Origin of the sequence: Blautia sp. BCRC 81119 (assembly GCF_003184505.1) — a bacterium.
Classification (GTDB): domain Bacteria; phylum Bacillota; class Clostridia; order Lachnospirales; family Lachnospiraceae; genus Blautia_A; species Blautia_A fusiformis.
On record NZ_QJHD01000038.1, the window covers coordinates 1 to 23,458 of the forward strand.

The 23,458-nt window shown below is 42.5% G+C and carries 23 protein-coding genes; 21 read left to right on the forward strand and 2 right to left on the reverse strand.

Going from position 1 to position 23,458, the window contains the following annotated elements:
• Nucleotides 1–149: 149 nt before the first annotated feature.
• From DMI82_RS18025 to DMI82_RS18050, 6 genes are all read left to right on the forward strand, one after another.
• A complete protein-coding gene (locus DMI82_RS18025; RefSeq protein WP_242981874.1) occupies nt 150–1,151 on the forward strand; it encodes a ParA family protein in 1,002 nt (333 codons plus the stop codon).
• A 4-nt stretch (nt 1,152–1,155) separates the two neighbouring features.
• The gene (locus DMI82_RS18030) at nt 1,156–2,013 is read left to right on the forward strand and encodes an SIR2 family protein (RefSeq protein ID WP_110104157.1); all 858 of its coding nucleotides are present in this window, start codon (nt 1,156–1,158) and stop codon (nt 2,011–2,013) included.
• A 656-nt stretch (nt 2,014–2,669) separates the two neighbouring features.
• Entirely contained in the window at nt 2,670–3,185 is a 516-nt protein-coding gene (locus tag DMI82_RS18035) for a hypothetical protein (protein WP_044960623.1), read from the forward strand.
• A gap of 52 nt (nt 3,186–3,237) precedes the next feature.
• Entirely contained in the window at nt 3,238–3,459 is a 222-nt protein-coding gene (locus DMI82_RS18040) for a hypothetical protein (RefSeq protein WP_044960621.1), read from the forward strand.
• A gap of 56 nt (nt 3,460–3,515) precedes the next feature.
• Entirely contained in the window at nt 3,516–4,127 is a 612-nt protein-coding gene (locus DMI82_RS18045) for a class I SAM-dependent methyltransferase (RefSeq protein ID WP_021650335.1), read from the forward strand.
• Between the two features lie 142 nt (nt 4,128–4,269).
• Complete coding sequence (locus DMI82_RS18050) at nt 4,270–4,875, forward strand: helix-turn-helix domain-containing protein (RefSeq protein WP_227574254.1); 606 nt, start codon at nt 4,270–4,272, stop codon at nt 4,873–4,875.
• A gap of 827 nt (nt 4,876–5,702) precedes the next feature.
• Here DMI82_RS18050 and DMI82_RS18055 read toward each other — a convergent pair.
• Nucleotides 5,703–6,245, reverse strand: coding sequence for an SMI1/KNR4 family protein (locus DMI82_RS18055; RefSeq protein WP_015526348.1), 543 nt, complete (start codon nt 6,243–6,245; stop codon nt 5,703–5,705).
• Nucleotides 6,246–6,470: 225 nt separating this feature from the next.
• On the opposite strand from DMI82_RS18055, the gene DMI82_RS18060 reads away from it, so the two are divergent.
• The 12 genes from DMI82_RS18060 (at nt 6,471) to DMI82_RS18115 (ending at nt 20,337) form a co-directional block, all read left to right on the forward strand.
• Nucleotides 6,471–7,259 (forward strand): electron transfer flavoprotein subunit beta/FixA family protein, encoded by a 789-nt coding sequence (locus DMI82_RS18060; RefSeq protein ID WP_110104158.1) that lies wholly within the window; start codon nt 6,471–6,473, stop codon nt 7,257–7,259.
• Nucleotides 7,260–7,272: 13 nt separating this feature from the next.
• Complete coding sequence (locus DMI82_RS18065) at nt 7,273–8,463, forward strand: electron transfer flavoprotein subunit alpha (RefSeq protein ID WP_110104159.1); 1,191 nt, start codon at nt 7,273–7,275, stop codon at nt 8,461–8,463.
• Nucleotides 8,464–8,466: 3 nt separating this feature from the next.
• A complete protein-coding gene (locus DMI82_RS18070) occupies nt 8,467–9,885 on the forward strand; it encodes an FAD-binding oxidoreductase (protein WP_021976221.1) in 1,419 nt (472 codons plus the stop codon).
• An 18-nt stretch (nt 9,886–9,903) separates the two neighbouring features.
• Nucleotides 9,904–11,073: a YkvI family membrane protein gene (locus DMI82_RS18075; protein ID WP_059086636.1), complete on the forward strand. Its 1,170-nt coding sequence runs from the start codon at nt 9,904–9,906 to the stop codon at nt 11,071–11,073.
• 290 nt (nt 11,074–11,363) lie between these two features.
• Complete coding sequence (gene licT / locus DMI82_RS18080) at nt 11,364–12,215, forward strand: BglG family transcription antiterminator LicT (protein ID WP_110104160.1); 852 nt, start codon at nt 11,364–11,366, stop codon at nt 12,213–12,215.
• Nucleotides 12,216–12,338: 123 nt separating this feature from the next.
• Entirely contained in the window at nt 12,339–14,225 is a 1,887-nt protein-coding gene (locus tag DMI82_RS18085; protein WP_110104161.1) for a beta-glucoside-specific PTS transporter subunit IIABC, read from the forward strand.
• Between the two features lie 70 nt (nt 14,226–14,295).
• Nucleotides 14,296–15,723, forward strand: a complete 1,428-nt coding sequence (locus DMI82_RS18090) for a glycoside hydrolase family 1 protein (protein ID WP_059086639.1) — start codon at nt 14,296–14,298, stop codon at nt 15,721–15,723.
• Between the two features lie 181 nt (nt 15,724–15,904).
• Entirely contained in the window at nt 15,905–17,575 is a 1,671-nt protein-coding gene (locus tag DMI82_RS18095; protein WP_110104162.1) for a sensor domain-containing diguanylate cyclase, read from the forward strand.
• A gap of 197 nt (nt 17,576–17,772) precedes the next feature.
• On the forward strand, nt 17,773–18,270 hold the full coding sequence (locus tag DMI82_RS18100) for an RNA polymerase sigma factor (RefSeq protein WP_110104163.1): 498 nt from the start codon (nt 17,773–17,775) through the stop codon (nt 18,268–18,270).
• On the forward strand, nt 18,254–19,024 hold the full coding sequence (locus tag DMI82_RS18105; protein ID WP_110104164.1) for a zf-HC2 domain-containing protein: 771 nt from the start codon (nt 18,254–18,256) through the stop codon (nt 19,022–19,024). The genes DMI82_RS18100 and DMI82_RS18105 overlap by 17 nt, the downstream gene beginning before the upstream one ends.
• Nucleotides 19,025–19,132: 108 nt before the next feature.
• Nucleotides 19,133–19,486 (forward strand): arsenate reductase family protein, encoded by a 354-nt coding sequence (locus tag DMI82_RS18110; protein ID WP_015526336.1) that lies wholly within the window; start codon nt 19,133–19,135, stop codon nt 19,484–19,486.
• Nucleotides 19,483–20,337 carry a YitT family protein gene (locus DMI82_RS18115; RefSeq protein ID WP_015526335.1) on the forward strand — a complete coding sequence of 285 codons (855 nt, stop codon included), beginning with the start codon at nt 19,483–19,485 and terminating at the stop codon, nt 20,335–20,337. Before DMI82_RS18110 ends, DMI82_RS18115 begins: the two co-directional genes overlap by 4 nt.
• Before the next feature lie 63 nt (nt 20,338–20,400).
• On the opposite strand, the gene DMI82_RS18120 is transcribed toward DMI82_RS18115, so the two are convergent.
• Nucleotides 20,401–21,783: an NCS2 family permease gene (locus DMI82_RS18120; protein ID WP_015526334.1), complete on the reverse strand. Its 1,383-nt coding sequence runs from the start codon at nt 21,781–21,783 to the stop codon at nt 20,401–20,403.
• 213 nt (nt 21,784–21,996) lie between these two features.
• Between DMI82_RS18120 and DMI82_RS18125 the strand changes: the two genes are divergently transcribed.
• From DMI82_RS18125 to tnpA, 3 genes are all read left to right on the forward strand, one after another.
• Nucleotides 21,997–22,485, forward strand: a complete 489-nt coding sequence (locus DMI82_RS18125) for a DUF1648 domain-containing protein (RefSeq protein WP_158526517.1) — start codon at nt 21,997–21,999, stop codon at nt 22,483–22,485.
• Nucleotides 22,486–22,630: 145 nt separating this feature from the next.
• On the forward strand, nt 22,631–22,903 hold the full coding sequence (locus tag DMI82_RS18130) for a hypothetical protein (protein ID WP_059086966.1): 273 nt from the start codon (nt 22,631–22,633) through the stop codon (nt 22,901–22,903).
• A gap of 271 nt (nt 22,904–23,174) precedes the next feature.
• The coding region (gene tnpA, locus DMI82_RS18140) for an IS200/IS605 family transposase (protein WP_110104166.1) at nt 23,175–23,458 on the forward strand (284 nt) is incomplete at its 3' end.

Below are 23,458 nucleotides of genomic sequence, written 5' to 3' on the forward strand. Positions count from 1 at the left end.
CATTCAGCTGGAAAAGTATCGTTATCTTTTTCAATGCGCAAAGGAAAGCAATGATTTTGATTCATTTATGAAATTCGCAGTGTAGTTTTGTGCAATTTTTCAAATTTGCTCATTTATAGGTAATAACATTTTTCAATAATAAAGGTGGAGTGGGTAAAACAACTACAATTATTAATTTGGCTAGTTATTTATCAATATATAGAGGAAAAAAGGTATTAGTAGTTGATTTGGATCCTCAGTCAAATTCAACACAGGCAATTTTGCCGGAGGAAACTTGGCTAGAATTTTATGATCCAGATAATCATAATGTAAGAAAAACAATATATGACTATTTTCGTGATATGGAAGAAGGAGATGCCAATTTTAACAATATCGATATTCCGGTTAGTGAAGGACAAAACAATTTTAAAATATCGTTGATCCCGGGACATCCTAAATTATCGATAATTGATGATACAATGAGCAAAAGTTGGTCTGAAACACTGTCAGGTGACAAAGGTGCCATTAGGAAGTTAAATTGGCTTAATCAACTAAAAAAAGAGAACACGATATTTGATTACATATTGATCGACGTTGGTCCATCGTTAGGTGCTTTGAATAGGAGTGCATTATTAAATTCAGATTATTTTTTAACACCTATGGCATCGGATATATTTAGTTTACTAGGAATATCTAATATTGGAGATTGGATAGAAAGATGGATGAATTTATATGAAGCAGCAATAAAGACTTTTGTTAACAAATTTGGAGAAGAAGAAAGTCGCAAATTTTTTGATAAATATTCAATCAATACTGATATAAGTAAAACAACACGATACATCGGATACTCAATACAACAGTATTCAAAACGGAAGTTTAAAAATGGAGAAAGACCAACACAGGCTTATGAAAAAGTTATTAATAGCTTTCATGCGGAAATAGAGAAAGCATTGGGAAAATTTGTTAAAGAAGGAATTGAAAGTGAAGAATTAAAATTGGGAGATGTACCATACGTTTATAGCATAATTCCGTTATCACAGACTGCGAATACACCTATTTTTGAATTATCCTATGCAACAGGCGTAAGAGGAAATCAGACGAGTAGCGTGGAGAATTATAAAAAATATTTAAATACACTTGCAGAAAATTTTATAAAAAACGTAGGAGAATAATGAAATGAGTGATATTTGGCCAGATAATTTAGTAGAAGAACTTGCATATAGACGATGTTTGATATTTTTAGGATCCGGTATTTCTGCAACGGCAAAAAATGATGTAGGTGAATCTCCAGATACATGGGGAGCATTTCTTGATAATGTAAAATCGAAGATGAAGAATCCTTCCGACGATGATAAAAAATTTGTTGAAGATATGTTAAAAAAACAGAATTATTTATTAGCACTGCAGGCAATCTCGGACTTATGTGATTCGGGAGAATATAGTAATTATTTAAAAAATCAATATTTAAGAGGAAGGTATAAGCCATCTAGAGTACATGAACTTATAAAAGATTTGGATAGTAAAATTGTTGTCACAACTAATTTTGATAAACTGTATGAGGGATTATGCCATGAGCCAGAATATATAACATTTGATTATACAAATACTCGTTCTATTATAGGAAGTATAAAAGCACCAGAAAATATTATTATAAAGGCACATGGAAGCATAGATGATACGGAAAAGTTAATATTTACAGCAAAACAATATTATCAAGCTCAGGAAAAATATCCGGAGTTTTATCATTTGATGACAGCTTTATTTCTTACGCATACAGTAGTGTTTTTGGGATATAGTTTAAACGATCCAGATATTAATTTACTTTTGCAATTTTTACATAATACAGCGAATTCTTCATGTCCACATTATATGATTGATAAAAAAGGAAACAAACCACAATTAATTAAACATTGGAAAGATACATATAATGTTTCGCTGTTGGAATATGGCGATGATTATAGTTGCTTAGAGTCAAGTTTAGAAGAATTAAGAGATCTTGTAGTTGATTTGCGAGAAGAGAGAGGAATGCCATGATAACACCATGATAACAAAATTCCAAAAAACCACACGGACAAAACGGAAAATCCGGATTTCACTCCACAAATCACACGAAAAATCACCATTTGCACACCGCAATACACCGGTCTGATATCGTGAAGGTGGACGTACTGTAGGATCAGGACGTGTTGCTACAATCATCGAGTAATCGTTAATTAGTATAACATCCTAATTTAATATATATTGAGTACCGCAAGGTACATTGTGTCCAAACGTAAGATACCCCGGAACCGTAAGGTTTCCGGGGTTTTTCTGTTGGGTGGAAAGTAAAATCATCTATGAATTTTCAATGCGGAGATTAAAGGAAATTTATCAATAAGACTAAGTAAAGATAAATTTAAAATTGAAAAATAAGACCAGCGGTGCCAAAACGGTGCCAAAAAAACTCCTGCGAATGTTTGCTATTCACAGGAGTAATTTTTTTACCAGCCTTTGATCTGTTTGATCTGTTCAGCACGTTCCGGATCACGATGATATTGCAGTTTCAGACGGATTGTTACCACAATATCCAGCTTTTAAAAGATGACAAGGAGCAGGCAGTTAAAGATAAAGAGGAAGCTGAGAAGTGTGCGGAAAAAGCCGAGAAAGATCTGCATAGCCTGGAAGAACGCAGAGAACGGTTACAGCCGGTAATGGATAATGTCAGCAAAGAAATAAAGGAATATGGAACAGTGAAAACTCTACTTCCAGAAGCTGGTGCATTGGAACGTGCAACAACCTACCGGGATAAGAAAATAAAACCACTGTTTACTCAGGTGAAAAATAAAATTGCTGCGATGGCTGCACAGGTTAAAGAACTTGCCGAAGAAGTAGAAAAATGGAAACACAAATATCAGAAAACAAAGCAAGCATATAACCAAATACAAAGAGAGTTAGATGCAGTGCGTGAAGAAAAAGAGCAGTTATTTGATGAAAAACAACAATTGCAGGATGTTTCTGATAGATATGACCGGGTAGTGCGTGTTCTTGGAGAAAATGCTGTAGATGATGCGGTACAACAGGATATACAGGAGCAGAAGGCATTAGAAGAAAAGCGACAAATGGAGCAAATGCCAACAGGAAGTATTCACGAAAGACTTGCCTGGGGAGCCAGAAAGAGCAGTCGGAAGGCTGCTCTTTGGCAATCTAAGAATAGAGTTTTGGGATAGAATATGATAAAATGTAAGAGATAAATCGGTATTTAACGAGGAGGTAATGATTATGAGTAGAAATATAAAAGGTGGTTTTTTAACATTAAGTAGTGTTGTTGGTATTGTAGGAATGATAATAGCGGCAATGCAAAATCCAGCAACTGCATGGGTAACGCCACCTGGAAGAATGATTATAAGTATTTTAGAAAATGGATTATTGATTCCTACGGTTTTATTCCTTGTTCTTTTTATTTATGGATTGTATATTCTCCTAACGGAGAAAAACGATTGAGCAATACCGGTTTGTCGAATTAAGAAAACCGGTATTTGTGGAGGAGGAATTCTGTAATGAGATTTTTTGAAAATACCCGTAAGCCACAAGGCTTCGGCGGAAAATTGATGACGAAGATGATGAACAGCGGTCACGCCAAATTATCGCAATGGGGATTCTCAAATATCTCCACGAAGTCTGATGCTGAAGTTCTTGACGTCGGCTGTGGCGGCGGAGCAAATATTGCGGTCTGGCTTGATAGATGTAGAAATGGCCACGTGACAGGAATGGATTATTCTGAGGTTAGTGTGGCAAAATCTCAAAAATTGAACGCCCTCGCCATTAAACAAGGGAAATGTAATGTAGTTCAAGGAGATGTATCTGCTATACCCTTTTCTGACGCGACTTTTGATTATGTTTCTGCCTTCGAAACAGTTTACTTTTGGCCAGGATTAGTAAAATGCTTTTCCGAGGTCAACCGTGTGCTGAAAAGCGAAGGCATATTCCTGATTTGTAACGAGAGTGACGGAACGAATGCCGCAGATGAAAAATGGACAAAGATGATCAATGGTATGAAGATTTACACATCTAAACAACTTGTTGCCGCTTTGAAAGAAGCGGGTTTTACAGAGATCAAAACGTATTCAAATGCAAAAAATCATTGGATAAGTATTGTTGCAACGAAATAGCCAAATTCCAGTTTGTATAATTGAAAAAATGAAAAACGCATAGACAACTGTGTCTATTAGTGAAAATACGACATTTCTCGCTTTGTGTCGTGTTATTTGCAGATAACAGATTCTATATTTGATGATGAAAGGAGGAGTTGAGGTGGACCAAGTAAAAATCGGGAATTTTTTAAAAAAACTTCGCAAAGAAAAAGGCATTACACAGGAGCAGTTGGCAGAAATATTAAATGTCTCTGGAAGGACCGTATCCAGATGGGAAACCGGAAACAATATGCCGGATATCAGTATTCTTGTGGATATTGCAGATTATTATGATATCAGCATTCCTGAGATTATCAGTGGAGAAAGGAAAAGCGAGATGATGAACGAAGAAGAAAGAAAAATTGCTAAAACAATGTCAGATTATGCAACTACAGAGAAAGAGAAGATTTTTAAGGAAATGAAGCTCCAAAGTGTCATGGGAGTTTGTGCATTGGTTCTATACTGGATTCTGCATGAAACAGGTGCATATATGTATAATGATGTGTTAGGAAAGCTTGCCGGCTATTGTGAGACCTTGGTATCTGTGTCAGTCATAATGATAGCAGCATTTACGACAGGATCTTTAAGCAAGGTGCGGAGCAAGAGTAGGAAAGTTTTTGTGTTCGAAAATTTCCCAAAACCTATGCAATTAGTTGTAACTGCAGTTGTTGCCTTTGGTGGAGCTGCTGTGATCAAGCTGGTACTGGTGTATTTTTTCGGCTTATAAGTATTTTCAAATTCGTATTACATACTATGAAAAAGAACTTTTTGACATTCTTACAGATGCGTGATAATATGCTTATAGAAAAAAGAGTGCTACCGATAGACGGTTAGTCCGTTTTACTATTTAGAATATCTATCAAAAATAACCGCTTAGTTTGCAGACTGGGCGGTTATTTTTGTGGTTTATGATTATCCTTGCCTAATGTATATCCGATACAAAAGCAGGTTAGGCCGAAGCTCACTACTGCTATGAAGTCAACAATACTCATTGGCTTAGTTCTTCTTTCCAGTGGATTCCCTTTTGGGTTTCTATGTAATCAGAAGGTCACAGGTCTACACTCCGTTCGGTCGTTGCTAAACGAGTGCCAGTGGCACTCTGCAACCCTCTGTTGAAGGACTAACCGCCTACCGTTATGGTAGCACCCATATTCTGATTATAACCGCCTGAAACTGTCGGCGCAATATGAAGTTGACAGATGAGAGTAGGGCAACTGTAGAAAAGAATCTTTTCGACCAGGGATTCCGGTGCCAAAACGGTGCCAAGAAATCAGGCAAATAAAAATAGATGGTGCAAATCAGCCGTTTTTCACTGTATTTTGGATAGAAAACCATAAAAAATATGAGGTAAAACGGGATTAAAGTATCGCGAGGGTGGACGTACTGTAGGATCAGGACGTGTTGCTACAGTTATCGAGTAACCGTTAATTAGTATAACATCCTAATTTAATATATATTGAGTACCGCAAGGTACATTGTGTCCAAACGTAAGATACCCCGGAACCGTAAGGCTTCCGGGGTATTTTTACGAAAAATATTCATAAAATTTCTGTTTTATGGATTCAAGAAATACCAGAATTCATGCCCCTGGCATACGATATATCTTTCCAGCCATTCATTAAAAGGGATATTAAAACGATCAGTATCTGGAGCCGGATAGCATAGGTAATCGTCTCTGCCTTCTGATACAGCCTGAAGATCCATGGTTATATCGCCGATGTCCTGTAAGCAAAGAACAGGAAGATGATATGTAAACTCCGGATCAGATAAAATAGGCGTACTATTCCAAGATTCCTTTTCTTTGAGCGCTCTTTTTAAAGAATAAATGGTACAGCTGACTAAAGAACTGCCTTCCTCTCCGCAAAAAAGTTCCATGCCATTTGAGCAGGATAAAAAAGCTTTGTATGAGGCAGGAAGTTTCATATTGGGAAAATATTTTTCAAACAGCTGAAATTCTTCAGGTGTTACAGGAGGGTTAAATTTATGAGTTACTTTTATAGGTTCATCGCCTAAATGCCACTGATAGACCCATCCATTATTTTCCATTTCATATTTTAGATTGTTGAAAATTCTGTAGATTGCACGGATGTCTTCCATTACATATATGCTCCTTGATCGATGTGATATTGTAAAGATTCATATGTCTGCTTTATTTGATAACGGAGAGTAATTATAGCATGCTTAAAAGTTTTTTCAATGCTTTTTTGTGCAGAATTTACCAAAACCCTCTCGACTTTATACCACGTTAATGCTATACTTATACAGTTGTTTAACGTTTTAAAGCAAAAAATAAAAGTGAAAATACAGGAAAGAAGATAGAAAATGAAGATCGTTGTATGTATGAAGCAGGTACCGGTAACTTCCAAGGTTGATATCGATCCGGAAACCGGTGCCATGAAACGAATGTCCGGTGAGACAAGGACTAATCCATATGATCTGTTTGCACTGGAAACAGCCCTTGCGATCCGGGAAAAAACAGGCGGAACTGTAACCGTTCTTACTATGGGACCGCCTCAGGCGGAAGAGATGATCCGGGATGCTTATACCATGGGTGCTGATGAGGGCGTGATCCTTTCAGACCGAAAATTTGCGGGAGCGGATGTTCTGGCAACCTCTTATGCGTTAGCACAGGGAATCCAGGTGATCGGCGGTGCAGATCTGATCATCTGCGGAAGACAGACCACAGATGGTGACACAGCCCAGGTTGGTCCGGCCATTGCAGAGCATCTGACCATCCCACATGCTGCATGGGTAGCTGAGATCATGGACGTTAATGAAAAAAGCATTCAGGTCCGTCAGGATCTTGTCAGTGTTTCTCAGGTTTCCGAGATCCCGTATCCATGTCTTTTAACCATTGACAAGGATACCTGCGTGCCACGTCTGCCATCCTATTTATTAAAGAAGGCAACTGCAGACCGTCCGGTACGGATCTTAAGCTTTGAAGATATGCCGGATCAGGATCTGAGCCGTTACGGACTGATCGGTTCCCCCACCTCTGTGGAAAAAATGTTTGCGCCGGAGGAAAGTGAAAAACAGGTTTATCTGGAAGGAACTGCAAAGGAAAAGGCAGACAAGCTTGTTGCTCTCCTGACCGGAAAGAAGATCATATAGGGGGAAGCGGAACATGGAATTTTTAAAATTTGATATAAACAAATGCGTACTCTGCGGAGTATGCGTGGAGAAATGTCCTTTTGGGGCCCTCACCATAGAGGGAAATGGAATTGTTGTAGGCGATGCCTGTCGTATGTGTGGGCTTTGCGTTCGTAACTGCCCGGAGAAAGCCATCCGGTTTGAGCAGAAGGCAAAATCCTTTGACAAGGATAAATGGAAAAACTTTCTTATCTATGTGGAGCAGGAGAGAGGAGAGATCCATCCGGTTACCTTTGAGCTGATCGGGGAAGCGAGAAAGATGGCGGTTAAAGTCGGTTATCAGGTTAACTGTGTGATCGTCGGAGGAAAAGGAACAAAGGAAAATGCGGAAAAGCTTCTTCCATATGGCGTAGACAATGTGTACGTATATGAGCATGAAGGCTTTGAAGGTTTCCGTGCAGATTGTTACACAGATGCAGTTGCAGACTGTATCGCAGCAAACAAGCCAAGCTCTGTGCTGATCGGAGCTACTGCGTTGGGACGTTCCCTTGCGCCGAGGCTTTCCACCAGATTCCATACGGGACTGACTGCAGACTGTACTACATTGGATATCCGTTCCAACACCGATATGATCCAGATCAGACCGGCTTTTGGCGGAAATATCATGGCTCAGATCGGCATCACCAAATCACGGCCACAGTTTGCCACGGTCCGTTATAAGGTTATGGACAAGGCAGAAAAAGTAAAAAATCCTCACGGTCAGGTGGTTGTATGTCCGGTAAATGAAAAAATGGCAGATTCCAGGATCAAGATTCTGTCATCCAGGGTCATTGATAAGGTAAAGAGCCTTGAGGAAGAGGATGTTCTGGTAGTAGCAGGCCGTGGTGTCCGGAATGAAAAAGATGTGGAAATGTGCCGGGAACTGGCAGATGTCCTTGGCGGACAGCTTGCCTTCACCCGCCCTATGGTAGAAAACGGATTCGGAGATGTTGCACATCAGATCGGACTTTCCGGAAGAACTGTCCGTCCGAAGCTGATCATCACCTGCGGCGTATCCGGTGCCATCCAGTTTACCTCCTGCATGACAGGATCTGACTGTATCGTAGCGATCAACAATGATCCGGAGGCACAGATCTTTAATGTTGCAGATTACTGCATCGTGGACGATCTGTACCAGGTTGTACCGGAGCTGACAGAGCTGATAAAGAATCGGAAGGAGGATTAAGTCATGGCATATCCCTATAAAAAAATGACTTCAGAAGATTTTGACTACATCCGTTCTGTGACTGCTTCAGATCGTGTATGGGTCGGCGATGAGATCGCAAAAGAATATTATCGTGATGAGATGCCGGAGTACGGAGTTTTTCCTCCGGAGCTTTATGTGGAGGTTTTAAATAAAGAAGAGATCTCAGCCATCATGGCTTACGCATATAAAGAAAATATCCCGGTGGTATGCCGTGGCGCAGGAACCGGACTTGCAGGCGGAGCAACCTGTAAATATGGTGGAATCATGCTTTCTGTGATGCGCATGAACAAGATCTTTCCGATCGACAGAAAGAACCAGACCATCACAGCGGAGCCGGGAGCACTACTCATTGATATCCAGGCGGCAGCAGCGGCAGGCGGACTTTTTTACCCGCCTGATCCAGGGGAAAAAACAGCTTCCATCGGCGGCAATGTTATCACAAATGCCGGTGGCATGAAAGCGGTACGATATGGACTGACCAGGGATTTCGTCCGTTGTATCGAGGCAGTTATGCCGGATGGTTCCATCATGAATTTTTCATCCAACGTTGTGAAGAACACAACGGGATATGATGTAAAAGATCTGGTGATCGGCTCAGAGGGAACCTTATGTATCCTGACTCAGGTAACGCTGAAGCTTCTTCCCGCACCGACCTGCACCTGTACCCTTGTAATGCCGTTCAGGAGTCTTGAGGAATGTGCAGACATGGTCCCGAAGGTTCTGGAGCTGCCGTTTGTGCCAACAGCCATCGAGTTTCTGGAAAGAGAACTGATCGATATCGTAGAACGCAATCTGAACAAAATGTTCCCAGTAAAACAGGGAGAAGCAGTGCTGATCGTTATGTATGATGCTTCCAGTAAACAGGAACTTGACAGCGCAGTAGAGGCAGCAGCGGAAGCAGCCCTGGCAAACGGAGCCCTGGACTGCTGTATCGCAGGAACGCCGGAGCGTGCCGGAGCCGTATGGAGTGTCAGAGGCGGGATCCTGGAAGGAATGAAAGCAGATTCTGTCGCACAGGAGGAGTGTGACGTAGTTGTTCCGCGTGCAAGGATCGCAGAGTATGTAAAAGCAGCCAAAAAGATCGCAAGTGCACATGGCATCCGTGTAGAGCCCTGCGGACATTGCGGAGACGGAAACATTCATACAGAGATGCTCCGTGGACCGGAAATGAGTGACCAGGAGTGGAAGGAAGCCACTCACGCAAGTCTGGTAGAGCTGTATGCACTGTCCAAGGAACTGGGCGGACAGCTTTCCGGTGAGCATGGCATCGGAAACGGACGTCTGGAATTTCTGGAAGAATTTGCGGGACCGAGAATGATCGCTCTTTATAAAGCCATCAAACTGGCTTTCGATGATAAACTGATCCTGAATCCGGGAAAAGTCATCGAATATAATAAATAAAAAATGGGGGAAAGAGAGATGAGTCAGAATAAATCATTACAAAGTAAAATGCCTCTGGCTATGGGACTTGCGTTCGTCGCATTTACCACACAGTTCGGAGGCGGATTCGCATCAGGAGCGCAGATCTATCAGTACTTTATCAACTACGGTATCTGGTGTCTGATCCTGCCGGCAGTGACACAGGGATTGTATGCACTGTTTTTCTGGTATGGAATGCGCTATGCTTATAAACACAAAACCTACGATTACAGAAGCTTTTCCGACAGTCTTTACGGAAAAACGAAACCGGTTATGTCCAATCTCTATGAGATCTGTTACCTGATCATGATCGGAACTGCATCAGCAGCAGCCTTTGCAACTGGCGGTTCCACACTGCAGACACTGTTCGGGATCCCATACTGGCTCTGTACACTAATCATTGCAGCATTTATCTTTGTGATTGCGCTTTTCGGAACCAATGTCGTAAGAAAATGTGCTTCTACATTAAGTGTGCTGATCATCATCGGTCTTGTACTGGTACTTGTTCCGAATATCATTGCACAGTGGGGAGATATCACAGCTTCCATCCACACTATGTCCTCCGGAGAAATGACTGTACTTTCCTCCGAGAGCGGAGCCTTTGGACCGGCTCTCTATTCAGCAGTCCTTTATTTCTTCTTCCAGCTGGCATCTGTTTCTGTTATGTACCAGCACATGGAGGATGTAACGGACGAAAAACAGATCAACAAAGCAGCGATCTGGATGTTTGTATGCAACTTCTGTGCAATGGAGCTTTCCATCCTCGGACTTCTTGCCATTGCATATGTAAGTGAACTGGCATCTGCATCGGTACCGATGCTGGTACTGGTCCAGAACGGTGTAGGCGCCGGTATCCTGACACCGATCATTTCTCTGCTGATCATTCTTGGAGCTATCTCCACAGCAGTAAATATGATCTCCGGTATTGTGACCCGCTGCGTAAATGCAGTGGAGCGTCGTATGGACAGCCCGGCGAAAAAAGCGCAGGGACACCTTGGAAGAAATGCAGTTTTCACAGCGATTTTTACATTCCTGGCATTTGCCATCGCACAGTTCGGTCTGATGACAGTTGTTAAGAAGGGATATGCATACCTTGGATATGCGGCGTTTATTACATTGTTTGTACCGTTTGTTGTACATGTCGTTGCGACAAAGGGAAAAGAGATTTGAAGAATAAAAAGCTGAACAGAAAATCCCCCGTTGATCCGTATGGCAGGATCATCAGGGGATTTTGTCAAAGTTCACAAAAATATTATAAATATTTTATTAAATATTCCAGATAGACAACATATATTTTTTCTGATACCATTACGTACAGTTATTAAATAGTTACGAATCAGAAGGATTGTTACTGAAATATTTATTTATCGTCAGGCAAGACCTTATAGTAGTATAGGAATAGGTTTTCTATATACTGTAATGGTCTTTTTTTATTTGTTTGGCATCGGGGGAACAGGACTATGGTTATCCATAAGATTTTGAATAATAATCTGATACTGTCCAGGGATGGACAGGGACATGAAGTTATTGTAAAGGGCTGCGGAATTGCCTTTCAGAAAAAGAAAGGACAGCAAGTGGAGGAGTCCAAGATCGAGAAGATCTTTACTGCGGAAAATGCCCAGATCAGCAAGGAGATACAGGGTTATCTGACTGCTATTCCGGAAAAATATCTGGATTTTGTGGAAGCTTTTGTAAATGCTGTGAAGGAAAAAGAGGGGATGAAATTAAATGACAGTATTTATTTTTCCCTTAGCGACCATATCATGGGTGCGATCTCCAGACTTGAAAACGGGATCCGCCTTCAGAATATGCTGCTTCTGGATATCAAGCAGCTTTATCATAAGGAATATGAGATCGGCTTGGAATTACTGAAAAAGGTAAATGAGATGTTCGAGGTAGATCTTTCTGCAGATGAAGCAGGATTTTTTGCATTGCATTTTGTGAATGCGGAAGATGGCGGCAAGACGGACAGCTATCAGATTTCCATTATCGTACATCAGATCCTGGACATCGTGGAGAAGTATTATGACAATATGGAATTTCAGGAGGATAATCTGTATTATCAGCGGTTTCTCACGCATCTGAAATATTTTGCCCAGAGATTCCTTCATAAAGAGCTTCACTATGATGAGAATCAGGAGCTTTTCAAGATCATCAAGGAGCAGTACAGAGAAGCTTACGGCTGTGTAAAAATGATCTATCTTATGATGGAAGAGGAATATAAATACGCTATGACTGAGGATGAAATGCTGTATCTGACGATTCATATCCAGAAGATCACAGAAGACCATAAACGTCTGAAAAATCTGTGAAAAGAGATTGTTTTATAAATTAGGTGTTAATGGATTGTTACTGAAATACGTGCCATGTGCGTATCTTTTCAGGCAAGACCTTTAATATAAATTTCAATATTTATTATTAAAGGAGGTCCCCAAATGAAAAAGGACTATGCAAAAACTGCAGACACACTGATTGCAGCGCTGGGCGGAAAAGATAATATCACCCGTCTGTTCCACTGCATGACAAGGCTTCGTTTCTATGTGAAAGACAGATCGAAGATCAACGAGAAAGAGATCTTAAAGCTTTCTGAGATCTCCGGCGTTAACTGGCATGAAGATCAGTTCCAGGTTATTGCAGGAAATGAAGTGAACGCTGTTTACAAGGCATTGGAGGACAAAGGTGTTCCTACCGATGATGCACCGGCAGCGAACTCTGACAGCTCAAAGAGTGTTGTTTCAAAAGTTATCGATGCCATCACCGGATGTATGACCCCGATGATCCCTGCCCTGACTGCAGCCGGTATGATCAAAGTTGTACTTACTCTGCTGACAACTTTTCATCTGGTATCAGAAACAAGCAGTACCTACCAGGTGATCAGTTTTATCGGAGATGTTACTTTCTACTTCATGCCGTTCCTGATCGCAGCAAATGCTGCCAAGGTTTTCCGCGTGAACCAGTCACTGGCGCTGTTTATTGCCGGTGTTTACTTAAGCCCTACCTTTGTAACTATGGTAGCCGGTGATGCGGCCATCACACTGTTTGGTCTGCCGATCACAAAAGCAACTTATTCTTATTCCGTTATTCCGGTTATCCTGATGGTATGGATCACACATTATATTGAGATTCTGGTTGATAAGATCACACCGAAAATGGTAAAACTGATCCTGAACCCGACACTGGTAATTCTGATCAGTGCACCGATCGCCCTGATCGTAGTTGGACCGCTCGGAACAATTATTGGTAACGGACTTGCGGTAGCCATCAACTTCCTGTCCGTAAAACTTGGTTTCATTATTGTAGGTATCCTTGCAGCAACCTTCCCGTTCATCGTTATGACCGGTATGCACCATGCGCTGACACCGATCGGACTGAATGCCATTGCAACCGGTGGTACCGATACACTGATTTTTGTATCTCAGGTATGCTCTAACCTTGCACAGTCCGGAGCTTCTCTTGCAGTAGCTGTAAGATCCAAGGACAGCAACATGAAACAGCTGGCGAGTGCAGCCGGTGTTTCCGCTCTTATGGGTATCACAGAGCCTGCTCTGTATGGTGTTACACTGAAACTGAAAAGACCGGTTGTAGCAGCTTCTATCGCAGCCGGAATCGGTGGTATCGTAGGAGGACTTCTTCAGGTTTCTCTTTACATTGCACAGAATTGTATCATGGCGATCCCGGCGTTTATCGGCGAGAAGGGATTAATCAATCTGATTTATGGAATCATTATGATCGTGGTATCTTTTGTAGCTGCTTTTGTTCTTACGCTTATCTTCGGATTTGAGGATGTAAAGGCTGAGACAGAGGATGAAGTACAGAACACAGATACAGAAAAACAGCCGGCACAGCAGAACGCTCCGCTTGTAGATAAGATCGAGCTTTGTGCACCGGTAGCAGGAACTGTAAAAGCACTTTCCGATGTTCCGGATAAAACTTTTGCGGATAAGGTTTTAGGTGACGGAGCAGCAATCGTTCCATCAGAAGGAAAGGTTTATGCACCGGCAGATGGTACGGTGGCAAATATCATGGACAGCAAACATGGAATCATGTTTGTGACAGAAAGTGGAGCAGAAATTCTGATCCACATCGGACTTGATACTGTAAATTTAAATGGTAAATATTTTAAATCCCATGTTTCTGAGGGAGATAAGGTAAAAAAAGGAAAGCTTCTTGTGGAATTCGATATGGATGCCATTAAGAAAGAAGGATATGATCTGATCACACCGGTTGTTGTGACCAATATTTCTGATTATATCAAAGCAGTATGCATGGAAAAAGAAGATGCAGCTGTAAATGCAGGAGATAAATTCCTGACTATTGTATAAGAATAACAACGAAACATCAGGCGGAGATAACAGATCCGCCTGATGTTTGTAAAAAGGAGAAAATTAAAATATGAAAAATTATAACCGTATGCCGGAAAACTTTCTCTGGGGCGGAGCAACCGCTGCAAACCAGTATGAAGGCGGTTGGGATGAGGATGGCAGAGGCCCGTCCATTGCAGATATCCTGACAGGAGGAAGTGTGGATAAGGAACGTCGTCTTACACCGCCGGCACCGTTACCGGAAGAATTTTATCCCAATCACCAGGCGACTGATTTTTATCATCACTGGAAAGAGGATATTGCTCTTTTTGCAGAGATGGGATTTAAGGTATATCGTTTTTCTATTTCTTGGTCCAGAGTGTTCCCAAATGGGGATGAGGAAACTCCAAATGAGGAAGGCCTTAAGTTCTACGACAATGTGATCGACGAACTGAGAAAATATAACATTGAGCCGCTGATAACGATCTCTCATTATGAGAATCCCCTTCATCTTTCTCTGGAGTATGGCGGATGGAAAAATCGTAAGATGATCGATTTCTATCTTCGATTTGCAAAGGTTTTATTTGAGAGATATAAAGGTAAGGTAAAATACTGGCTGACTTTTAATGAGATCAATATGCTGACGCAGGACTTTGGTGCGGTATTCTGTGCAGGAATGCTGGACCCGAAGGATGTATGTGAGCAGAGCCGTTATCAGGCAATGCATCACCAGCTGGTAGCAAGTGCACTTGCAGTTTCCATGGCTCATGAGATCGATCCGGAGTTTATGCTTGGCTGTATGCTTGCTTATCACAATGGTTATCCATATACTTGCCATCCGGATGATATCTTATATGCACAGCAGTTTGGGCAGATCCACAATTCCATTGCCGGTGATGTTCATGTAAGAGGATATTATCCGGGATTTGCAGCGAGATACTTTGAGGAGCACGGAATCCAGCTGGAGGTTCTTCAGGAGGATAAAGAGATCCTCAAGAAGGGTACGGTGGACTTTTTCACCATCAGCTATTATTCCAGTAGCTGTGTCAGCGTGACAAAAGACGGAGAGAAAACGGCCGGAAATGGAAGTGACAATCTGAAAAATCCATATCTGAAAGCTTCCGACTGGGGCTGGCAGATCGATGCAACTGGTCTTCGCTATGTTCTGAACCAGATTTATGACCGCTATCAGATTCCGATCATGATCGTGGAAAATGGTCTTGGGGCGGTGGATCAGCTGACAGAGGATGGAAAGATTCACGATGATTACCGTATTGAATATATGCGCCGCCATATAGAGCAGATGAAGGAAGCAATCCATGACGGAGTAGATCTGATCGGCTACACCTGCTGGGGCTGTACAGATCTTGTCAGTGCCTCCACCGGAGAATTCAAGAAGCGTTATGGTCTTATCTATGTAAATAAAAATGATGACGGGACCGGAGACTTTTCCAGAATCCGCAAAGATTCTTTTTACTGGTACAAAAAAGTGATTGAATCCTGCGGGGAAGAGCTTTAACTGAATCAACTGCGAAGCAGTTATCTGGTGTAGAATTATGTAGCGAATGCGGTTGCTTTTATCCGGCTGACGACAAAATCCTGGAGTATGACAATGTACTCCGGGATTTTTTTGGAAGGTTGACTTTTACACGGTAAAGTGTAATACTTATTGTAAGTGACGAATGTGAGGAGTGTTTTTTATGCTGGATGAAAAAGTACTGCAGGTAGCGATACTTATATGGGGATGTGTATTTTGTGCCATAGCTGCAATATGTATATTTCTGAGCAGTAATTATGACAGGGAAAAGCGTCGGTATCTTATCCTGATGGAGAGTTTTGCTTCCATGTTATTGCTGATGGATGCCATGGCGCATATTTTCAGCGGATATCCCGGAGTTCCGGGCAGTGTGATGGTCCGTATTTCGAGTTTTCTCGTATTCCTTTTAAGTGACGTAGTCCTGCTGTGTTTTCACATTTATGTGTGTGTTTATCTGTTTTCGAAGAGGGAGCGGAGAACATTAAAAAGAGTAAAAGCCGGATATGTTATTGCTGCCGCAGGGGCTGTTTTTGTGGTGATCTCGCAGTTTACTCACTGGTATTATTACATAGATGTGGATAATTATTACCATCGGGCACCGTTATATATTATGTCAATTCTTCTTCCGGCAGCAGGCTTGCTCATTGATCTTACGCTTCTGCTCCAGTACAAAAAGAGAGTCAGCAGGAAGCTCCTGTTCTCTATGCTGTCATGCATTGTACTTCCGGCAGTGGCGGCAGCTGTGCAGGCATTCAGGTATGGAATGTCGCTGATCGATTTTTCTGTTGGTATTTCCATGATCATTATGTTTATCGTGACGATGACGGAGCTGAATCAGGAAATGTATCAGCTGATAAGCAGAGAGGGCAAGATAAAGGAAAGACTTGAGATCGCAACGATACTGAATAAATGCATTGCTGAGCTGATATCAGGAGAAGATGAAGATGCGGCGATCTCCAATCTGCTGCGTATTATCAGTGGGTATTTTGACGGAGATCGCAGTTATATTGTTCAGATCGATGAAAAGAGGAATGTTTGTACAAATACCTATGAGTATGCCATGAACGGAGTGACTGCTGAGAAGGATAATCTTCAGGAGGTTCCCATGGAAATGCTGGATATCTGGATGGACAGCTTTCGGAAAAATGGCCTGTATTATATTCCGGATATTGAGGAGGAGCAGGGGCAGCCGTATTATGAGACTCTGAAGATGCAGGACATTACCAGGCTGCTGGCCGTTCCTTTAAACAGTGACGGAAAGATCATAGGATTTCTCGGGGTAGATAATCCGAGACTGCATTATGAGGATCATACGCTGCTGTCATCCATACAGTACTTTTTAACGGACAGCCTGAAAGCCAAGGAGCGTAAGGCGTGTCTGCAGTACATGAGCTACCGTGATATGCTGACGACCTTGTATAACAGGAACAGGTATATTCAGGTTTTGGAAGGCATGCAGGCAAAAACAGTGATAAAAACAGGCGTAGCATATATTGATATCAATGGTCTGAAACGGGTGAATGATCTTTACGGACATGAGGCCGGAGACAGGCTGATCATAAATACAGCGCGTTCCATGCTTGCGATTCTGCCGGAAAATGCTTACCGGGTAGGTGGCGATGAATTTGTACTCATCTGTTTTGATATGGATGAGAAGATTTTTCGGAGTAAGGTTCGGGATATCTGTGACAGCATTGCTGCCAAAAGGATCAGTGTTTCTGTTGGTGTTGTCTGGGAGGAAAGCTCTTCGGAGCTTGAGACAATGCTGAGAAGAGCAGATGATCTTATGTATGCGGAAAAAAAGAAATATTATGAAAAGCATGGAACGATGTGAAGGTATGCAGCAGAGTGTAAGAGGAGGTCAGAAGAAAATTCTGATAATGCTGTGCCCGGTATTTTTATACCGGGCATTTCGTTTGTGCTAAAAGAAACGCCGGAATAAAAATATCGGACGAAATTTTGAAAGATTTTCTGTAACGTTTTTGAGATCAGTGCGTCTTATAAGTGAGAAGGGAGGAAAGAGAAAAACCGATGAACATAGAGGAACTTTACCGGACATATTTTGACATTGTATATCGGTATATCCGTTCTATCTCACAGGATGGAGCGCTGGCTGAGGAAGTGACACAGGAGACATTTTTTAAAGCGCTGAAAAAAGCAGATCAGTTCCGCGGAGACTGTGATGTGCGGGTGTGGCTCTGCCAGATCGCAAAGAATACGTTGTACGATCATCTGAAAAAACAGAAGAAGCAACTTCTCGGGGATGAGAAGCTGGAAAAAGCAGAAAGCGCTGGCGGAGAGCTTCTGGAGGAAAAGCTGGCGCAGCGGAGCCAGGCTATGGAAATCCACAAGGTTCTGCATAGACTTTCGGAACCGTACAAAGAAGTTTTTTCCCTGCGGACCTTCGGAGAGCTGACCTTCCGTGAGATTGGAATGCTTTTTGGAAAAAGTGAAAACTGGGCGCGGGTGACTTATTACCGTGCAAGAGTAAAGATCAGAGAGGAGCTGGAATATGAAGATCACATGTGACGTAATACAGGATCTGATGCCATCTTATATAGATGGGATATTAAGCGAAGACAGTCGGGCGCTGGTGGAAGAACATATGGGAACCTGTCAGGAATGCAGAAAAATGTTGGAGATTATGAAAGAGGAGCAGGGAAAAGAGCAGGCTCAAATAAGACCATCTGCAGCCTCCGGAGCACAACGCAGAGCTGGTGAAACGGAGAATATCGGAAGCGCAGCCGCGCTGAAAAAAATCCGGAAAAAATTAATAATACGCAGAGTGCTGACAGCAGCAGTGGCAGTTATCCTGACACTCATCGCTGCGGCAGCAGGCTACGACCACTGGTATTTCAACGAAAAATACATGACCCTGGAAAACAGCGGAATGTACGTAAAAAATAACAGTTTGTATTCTTCCAATAATCTCATCAACCGAATGAAAGTACAGTACACGGAAGATGGAAAAACAGAGTTTGTCTACGCCATTGACGCGCCATATGCAGGAACTCTGGAACTAAAAGGCGATGACATGCTGCTTCAGGATTTTTCCAAAAAGACAGAGGAAGTATCACCGGAAGACGACAGCACCCCGGAAACGGTAACAGAGGTTTATTATATGAGTGCGGAGGCCGGAAAGAAGAGCCTGGAATTAACAGAGCTGGAAGCAAAGGGAGATCTGGATGCAGCGGAGAAAATTGTGGATGAGATGAAACAGGAATCGAAGCTGATATGGTCGGAACAAGAGGATAGAAATACCGCATCGTCTATGTTAAAATAAAACCTGGACAGTACAGTGAAAAAGTTCTATAAAAATTCTGTGCTGTAGGCAAAAAAAAAGACAGCAGTGAATTTACGTATTTACTGCCGAAGAACAGGGGGACATAAGATGTTATTTGTATGCTATCCAAAATGCAGTACCTGCAAAAAGGCTCAGAAATGGCTGGATGAGAGTGGCGCAGAATATACGTTGCGTGATATTAAGACGGACAATCCAACTGCAGAGGAACTGAAAGCCTGGTGGGAAAAAAGCGGTCTTCCGCTGAAGCGTTTTTTCAATACCAGTGGAAATATTTATAAAGAGATGAAACTGAAAGATAAACTTCCGGAGATGAGTGAGGAAGAGCAGCTTGCGCTTCTTGCAACAGACGGGATGCTTGTGAAACGACCAATCCTTGTTGGGAAAGACAAGGTGCTGGTGGGCGCTAAAGAAAAAGAATGGGAAGAGTATCTGAAATCATGAAAAAGAAACTGAATTATGCGGATATCGTTAAGGAAACCGTGATCCTCACCGTAGCAGTGGCGATCATCGCAGCGGCGGTATATTTTTTCCTGGTGCCAAGCCATACGTCGGTCAGCAGTATTTCCGGTCTTGGAATCGTGCTTTCCAATTTTGTGCCGCTGCAGCTGTCGGCGATTACCATGATCCTGAATGTGGTATTGCTGATCATTGGATTTTTTACCTGTGGAAGAGAGTTTGGAGTTAAGACTGTTTATACCAGTGTGATGCTACCGTTGTTTCTGGGACTTTTTGAGATTATTTTTCCGAATTTCGGTTCCATGACAGACAGCCAGGAACTGGATGTTCTGTGTTATATTCTGGTAGTGAGTGTGGGACTTAGCATTCTTTTTAACCGGAATGCATCCTCAGGCGGACTGGATATCGTGGCGAAGATCATGAATAAGTATCTCCACATGGAACTTGGAAAAGCCATGTCTCTTTCCGGTATGTGCGTGGCACTTTCCGCGGCGCTTGTGTATGATAAAAAGACGGTGGTCTTAAGTATTCTGGGAACGTATTTTAACGGAATCGTTCTGGATCATTTTATTTTTGACAATAATATCAAGCGGCGTGTCTGCATCATCACGAAAAAGGAAGAGGAGCTGAGGCAGTTTATCATTCATGACCTGCACAGCGGAGCCACGATCTATGAGGCCATCGGAGCCTATAACATGGAAAAACGCCGTGAGATCATCACCATCGTAGATAAAGGTGAATATCAGAAGCTGATGAAGTTTATAAACCAGGAGGACCCGAAAGCGTTTATCACGGTTTATAATGTATCGAATATGCGGTATCAGCCGAAGAAATAAGAATATTTTGCTGGAATAAAAAAACTCCCGGGACAAAACTCCCGGGAATTTTTTTGCCATATTTTACAGGAAAATATATTTCAGGATAAACAGCACTGCCAGTACATACATCAGAGCGCTGATCTTCTTTTCTTTTGCCTTACCTGTGATCAGGTTGATGGCTACGTATGTGATAATTCCCATGGAGATACCTTCGGAAATGCTGTAGAAGAACGGCATTGCGATGATACATACATAACATGGGATCGCCTCGGACATATCGCTGAAATCAATGCTGATAACATTGCTGAGCATGTACAGACCGACGATCACCAGAGCCGGAGCTGTGGCAAAGGACGGGATTGCCAGGAAGATCGGAGACAGGAACAGGGACAGGCCAAATAAGATGGCAGTTGTCACTGCGGTAAGTCCGGTTCTTCCGCCTTCGGATACACCGGAAGCACTTTCTACGAAGGTAGTGGTTGTGGATGTACCAAGAACTGCACCGGCAGTTGTTGCAACTGCATCTGCAAGAAGTGCGCCCTTGATGTTAGGAAGCTTGCCATTTTCATCCAGCATGCCTGCTTTAGAAGAGACACCAACGAGAGTTCCAAGAGTATCAAAAAGATCTACAAATAAAAATGCAAACAGGATAACAAGGAAATCCAGTGAGAAAACTCCGTCAAACTGCAGCTTCGCAAAGATCGGAGCAAGACTCGGGATAGAGAGTCCGTTGCTGAAATCCGGGAGCAGGCTGTAGAAGCCGATCTCCGGGTTCGGAACATAAAGTCCGGCGAACTGACAGATGATTCCAAGTCCCCATGTGATCAGGATACCCCAGAGGATGTTTCCCTTTACATTCTTAACAACCAGGATTCCAGTTACGATGATACCGATCAGAGCCAGGATAACGGTGATCCCAACGTTGTTGAAGGAAGCCTCCACACCCTTGGCTGCGTTGTAGCCATCTACAGAGAAAAGCTGCAGCAGAGTGGAGCCGCCGATCACGATATTGGCATTCTGTAATCCTACAAATGCGATGAAAAGACCGATACCAACGCTGACTGCGGATTTCAGGTTCAGAGGGATCGCGTTGAAGATTGCTTCACGTACATTGGTAAGTGAAAGAACGATAAATACGATACCTTCTGCAAAAACTGCGGTCAGTGCATACTGCCAGCTGTATCCCATACCGATGACAACTGTATAGGCAAAGTATGCGTTCAGACCCATTCCGGGTGCCAGTGCGAACGGGTAGTTGGCGAAGATTGCCATCAGCAGCGTTCCCAGGAAGGCTGCCAGTGCGGTAGCTGTGAATACAGCTCCGGAATCCATGCCGGTTGCGGACAGGATGTTCGGGTTAACTGCCAGGATATAGGCCATTGTCATGAAGGTGGTGATACCTGCCAGAACCTCAGTTTTGGCGTCCGTTTTGTTTGCGGACAGCTTGAAGATTTTTTCTAACATATTTCTTTCCCTTTCTTAAATATGTTTTTGGACAACATGTCTATTTTATCATATAAAAATTTCGTATGCAATCGTTAGTGCTTAACAGATATTGTTATGTAAGGTAATTTTTTGCAAAATACTTTTACAAGCAGGTAATTTGTGTGTAAAATACAGAAAAGAGAGTATTCGATTTACAGACGGGTTTATTCTGCAATGAAAGGGGGATGGATAATGTCTGAGAAAAAACTGCGGAATATTACAGATGTGCTCTGCTTTCTGATGATCCTTGGGTACGTGGTGTATCTTGTGGCCACCTGGGGAAATCTGCCGGAGAGGGTGCCGATCCATTTTAATGCGCATGGGATCCCGGACCGGTATGGGAAGAAGGGCAGCCTTCTTCTGGAGCCGATTTTGGGGCTGCTGATCTTGGCACTTCTGATGTTCTGTCAGAGATTTCCACAGTGGTGGAATTATCCGGTTGAGGTGACAGAGGAAAACAGAGAGCATATCTTTGAGATCGCGTCAAAAATGATGTCTGTGATCAAGCTGTTATCCATTGGAGTATGTCTTGATGCCGGGATCAGCGGGAATCTGGGAACGGCACCTATGTGGCCGGTGTGGATACTGATCACAGGGATTTTCGTGACATTGATCCTGGGGATCCGGGGGATATATAAGGCTGGTAAAGAAACTGGCATGGATGAGGATGATAAATCGTGAAGCGGTCGTGTTTGTGATCATATAGCAGAGTGAAAGGGAAATGTTCGATTTATTGTACTGAATATGGATGGAACCAGCGAAAGCGGATCGCGAATATCCGCTTGGCGAAATTATAATAAAAACAGGAAAGGAATCTCAGGAGGATATGGCAGATACAAGAACAGATGAGCTTTACAGAGCGCTTCAGGATAAGGGCTATCCCGATGAGCTGTGCCGGGAAATCGCCTATAAACATATGAATACCGATTACACAGCTACACGGATGCTGGGGTATTTATACAGGGTGACAAGTCCCAGAGTGGAGGATGTGATCGATGAGATGCTGGCGATCTTAAGTGATAGGGAAGCCATCGTCCGGAAGAAAGAGCTGGAGCACGCCCAGGCTACGATCAACAGCGTGTATCGGGAGGGTTTGTAACGGAAATCCCGGAGCTTTGCCAGTGCTGGCGGATCAGAAGCTTCATCCTTTAAGGAAAATCAGGAGATCATGGCTCTGGAGCATCATCTCCTTCCGCAGAAATTCATCATTGATAACTACATCAATATGAACGCACACTTTAATTTTATCCGTTTCTTTTAAACAGTATTGTTATTACGGTAGTGATTACTCTGATCGTAATTTATGCAAGTAATTGAAGATGGACAAAATAGTAATTGTATTAACTGATAAACCATAGTATAATACAAATATGAACACAACATATAAATCAAACAACAATGTCGTCTATTCCTGTAAATACCATGTAGTATGGTGTCCAAAGTATAGACGAAAAGTATTAATTAACGGTGTGGACGTCCGGCTGAAGGAGCTGCTCACAGAGTATGCTGCAAATCTTTCTGTAGACATTCTGGAGATGGAGATCATGCCAGACCATGTTCATATGCTTTTGGAAGTAGATCCTCAGTTTGGCATCCACAAAGCTGTAAAGTCATTTAAAGGCTATACGTCCAGAATTTTAAGACAGGAATTTCC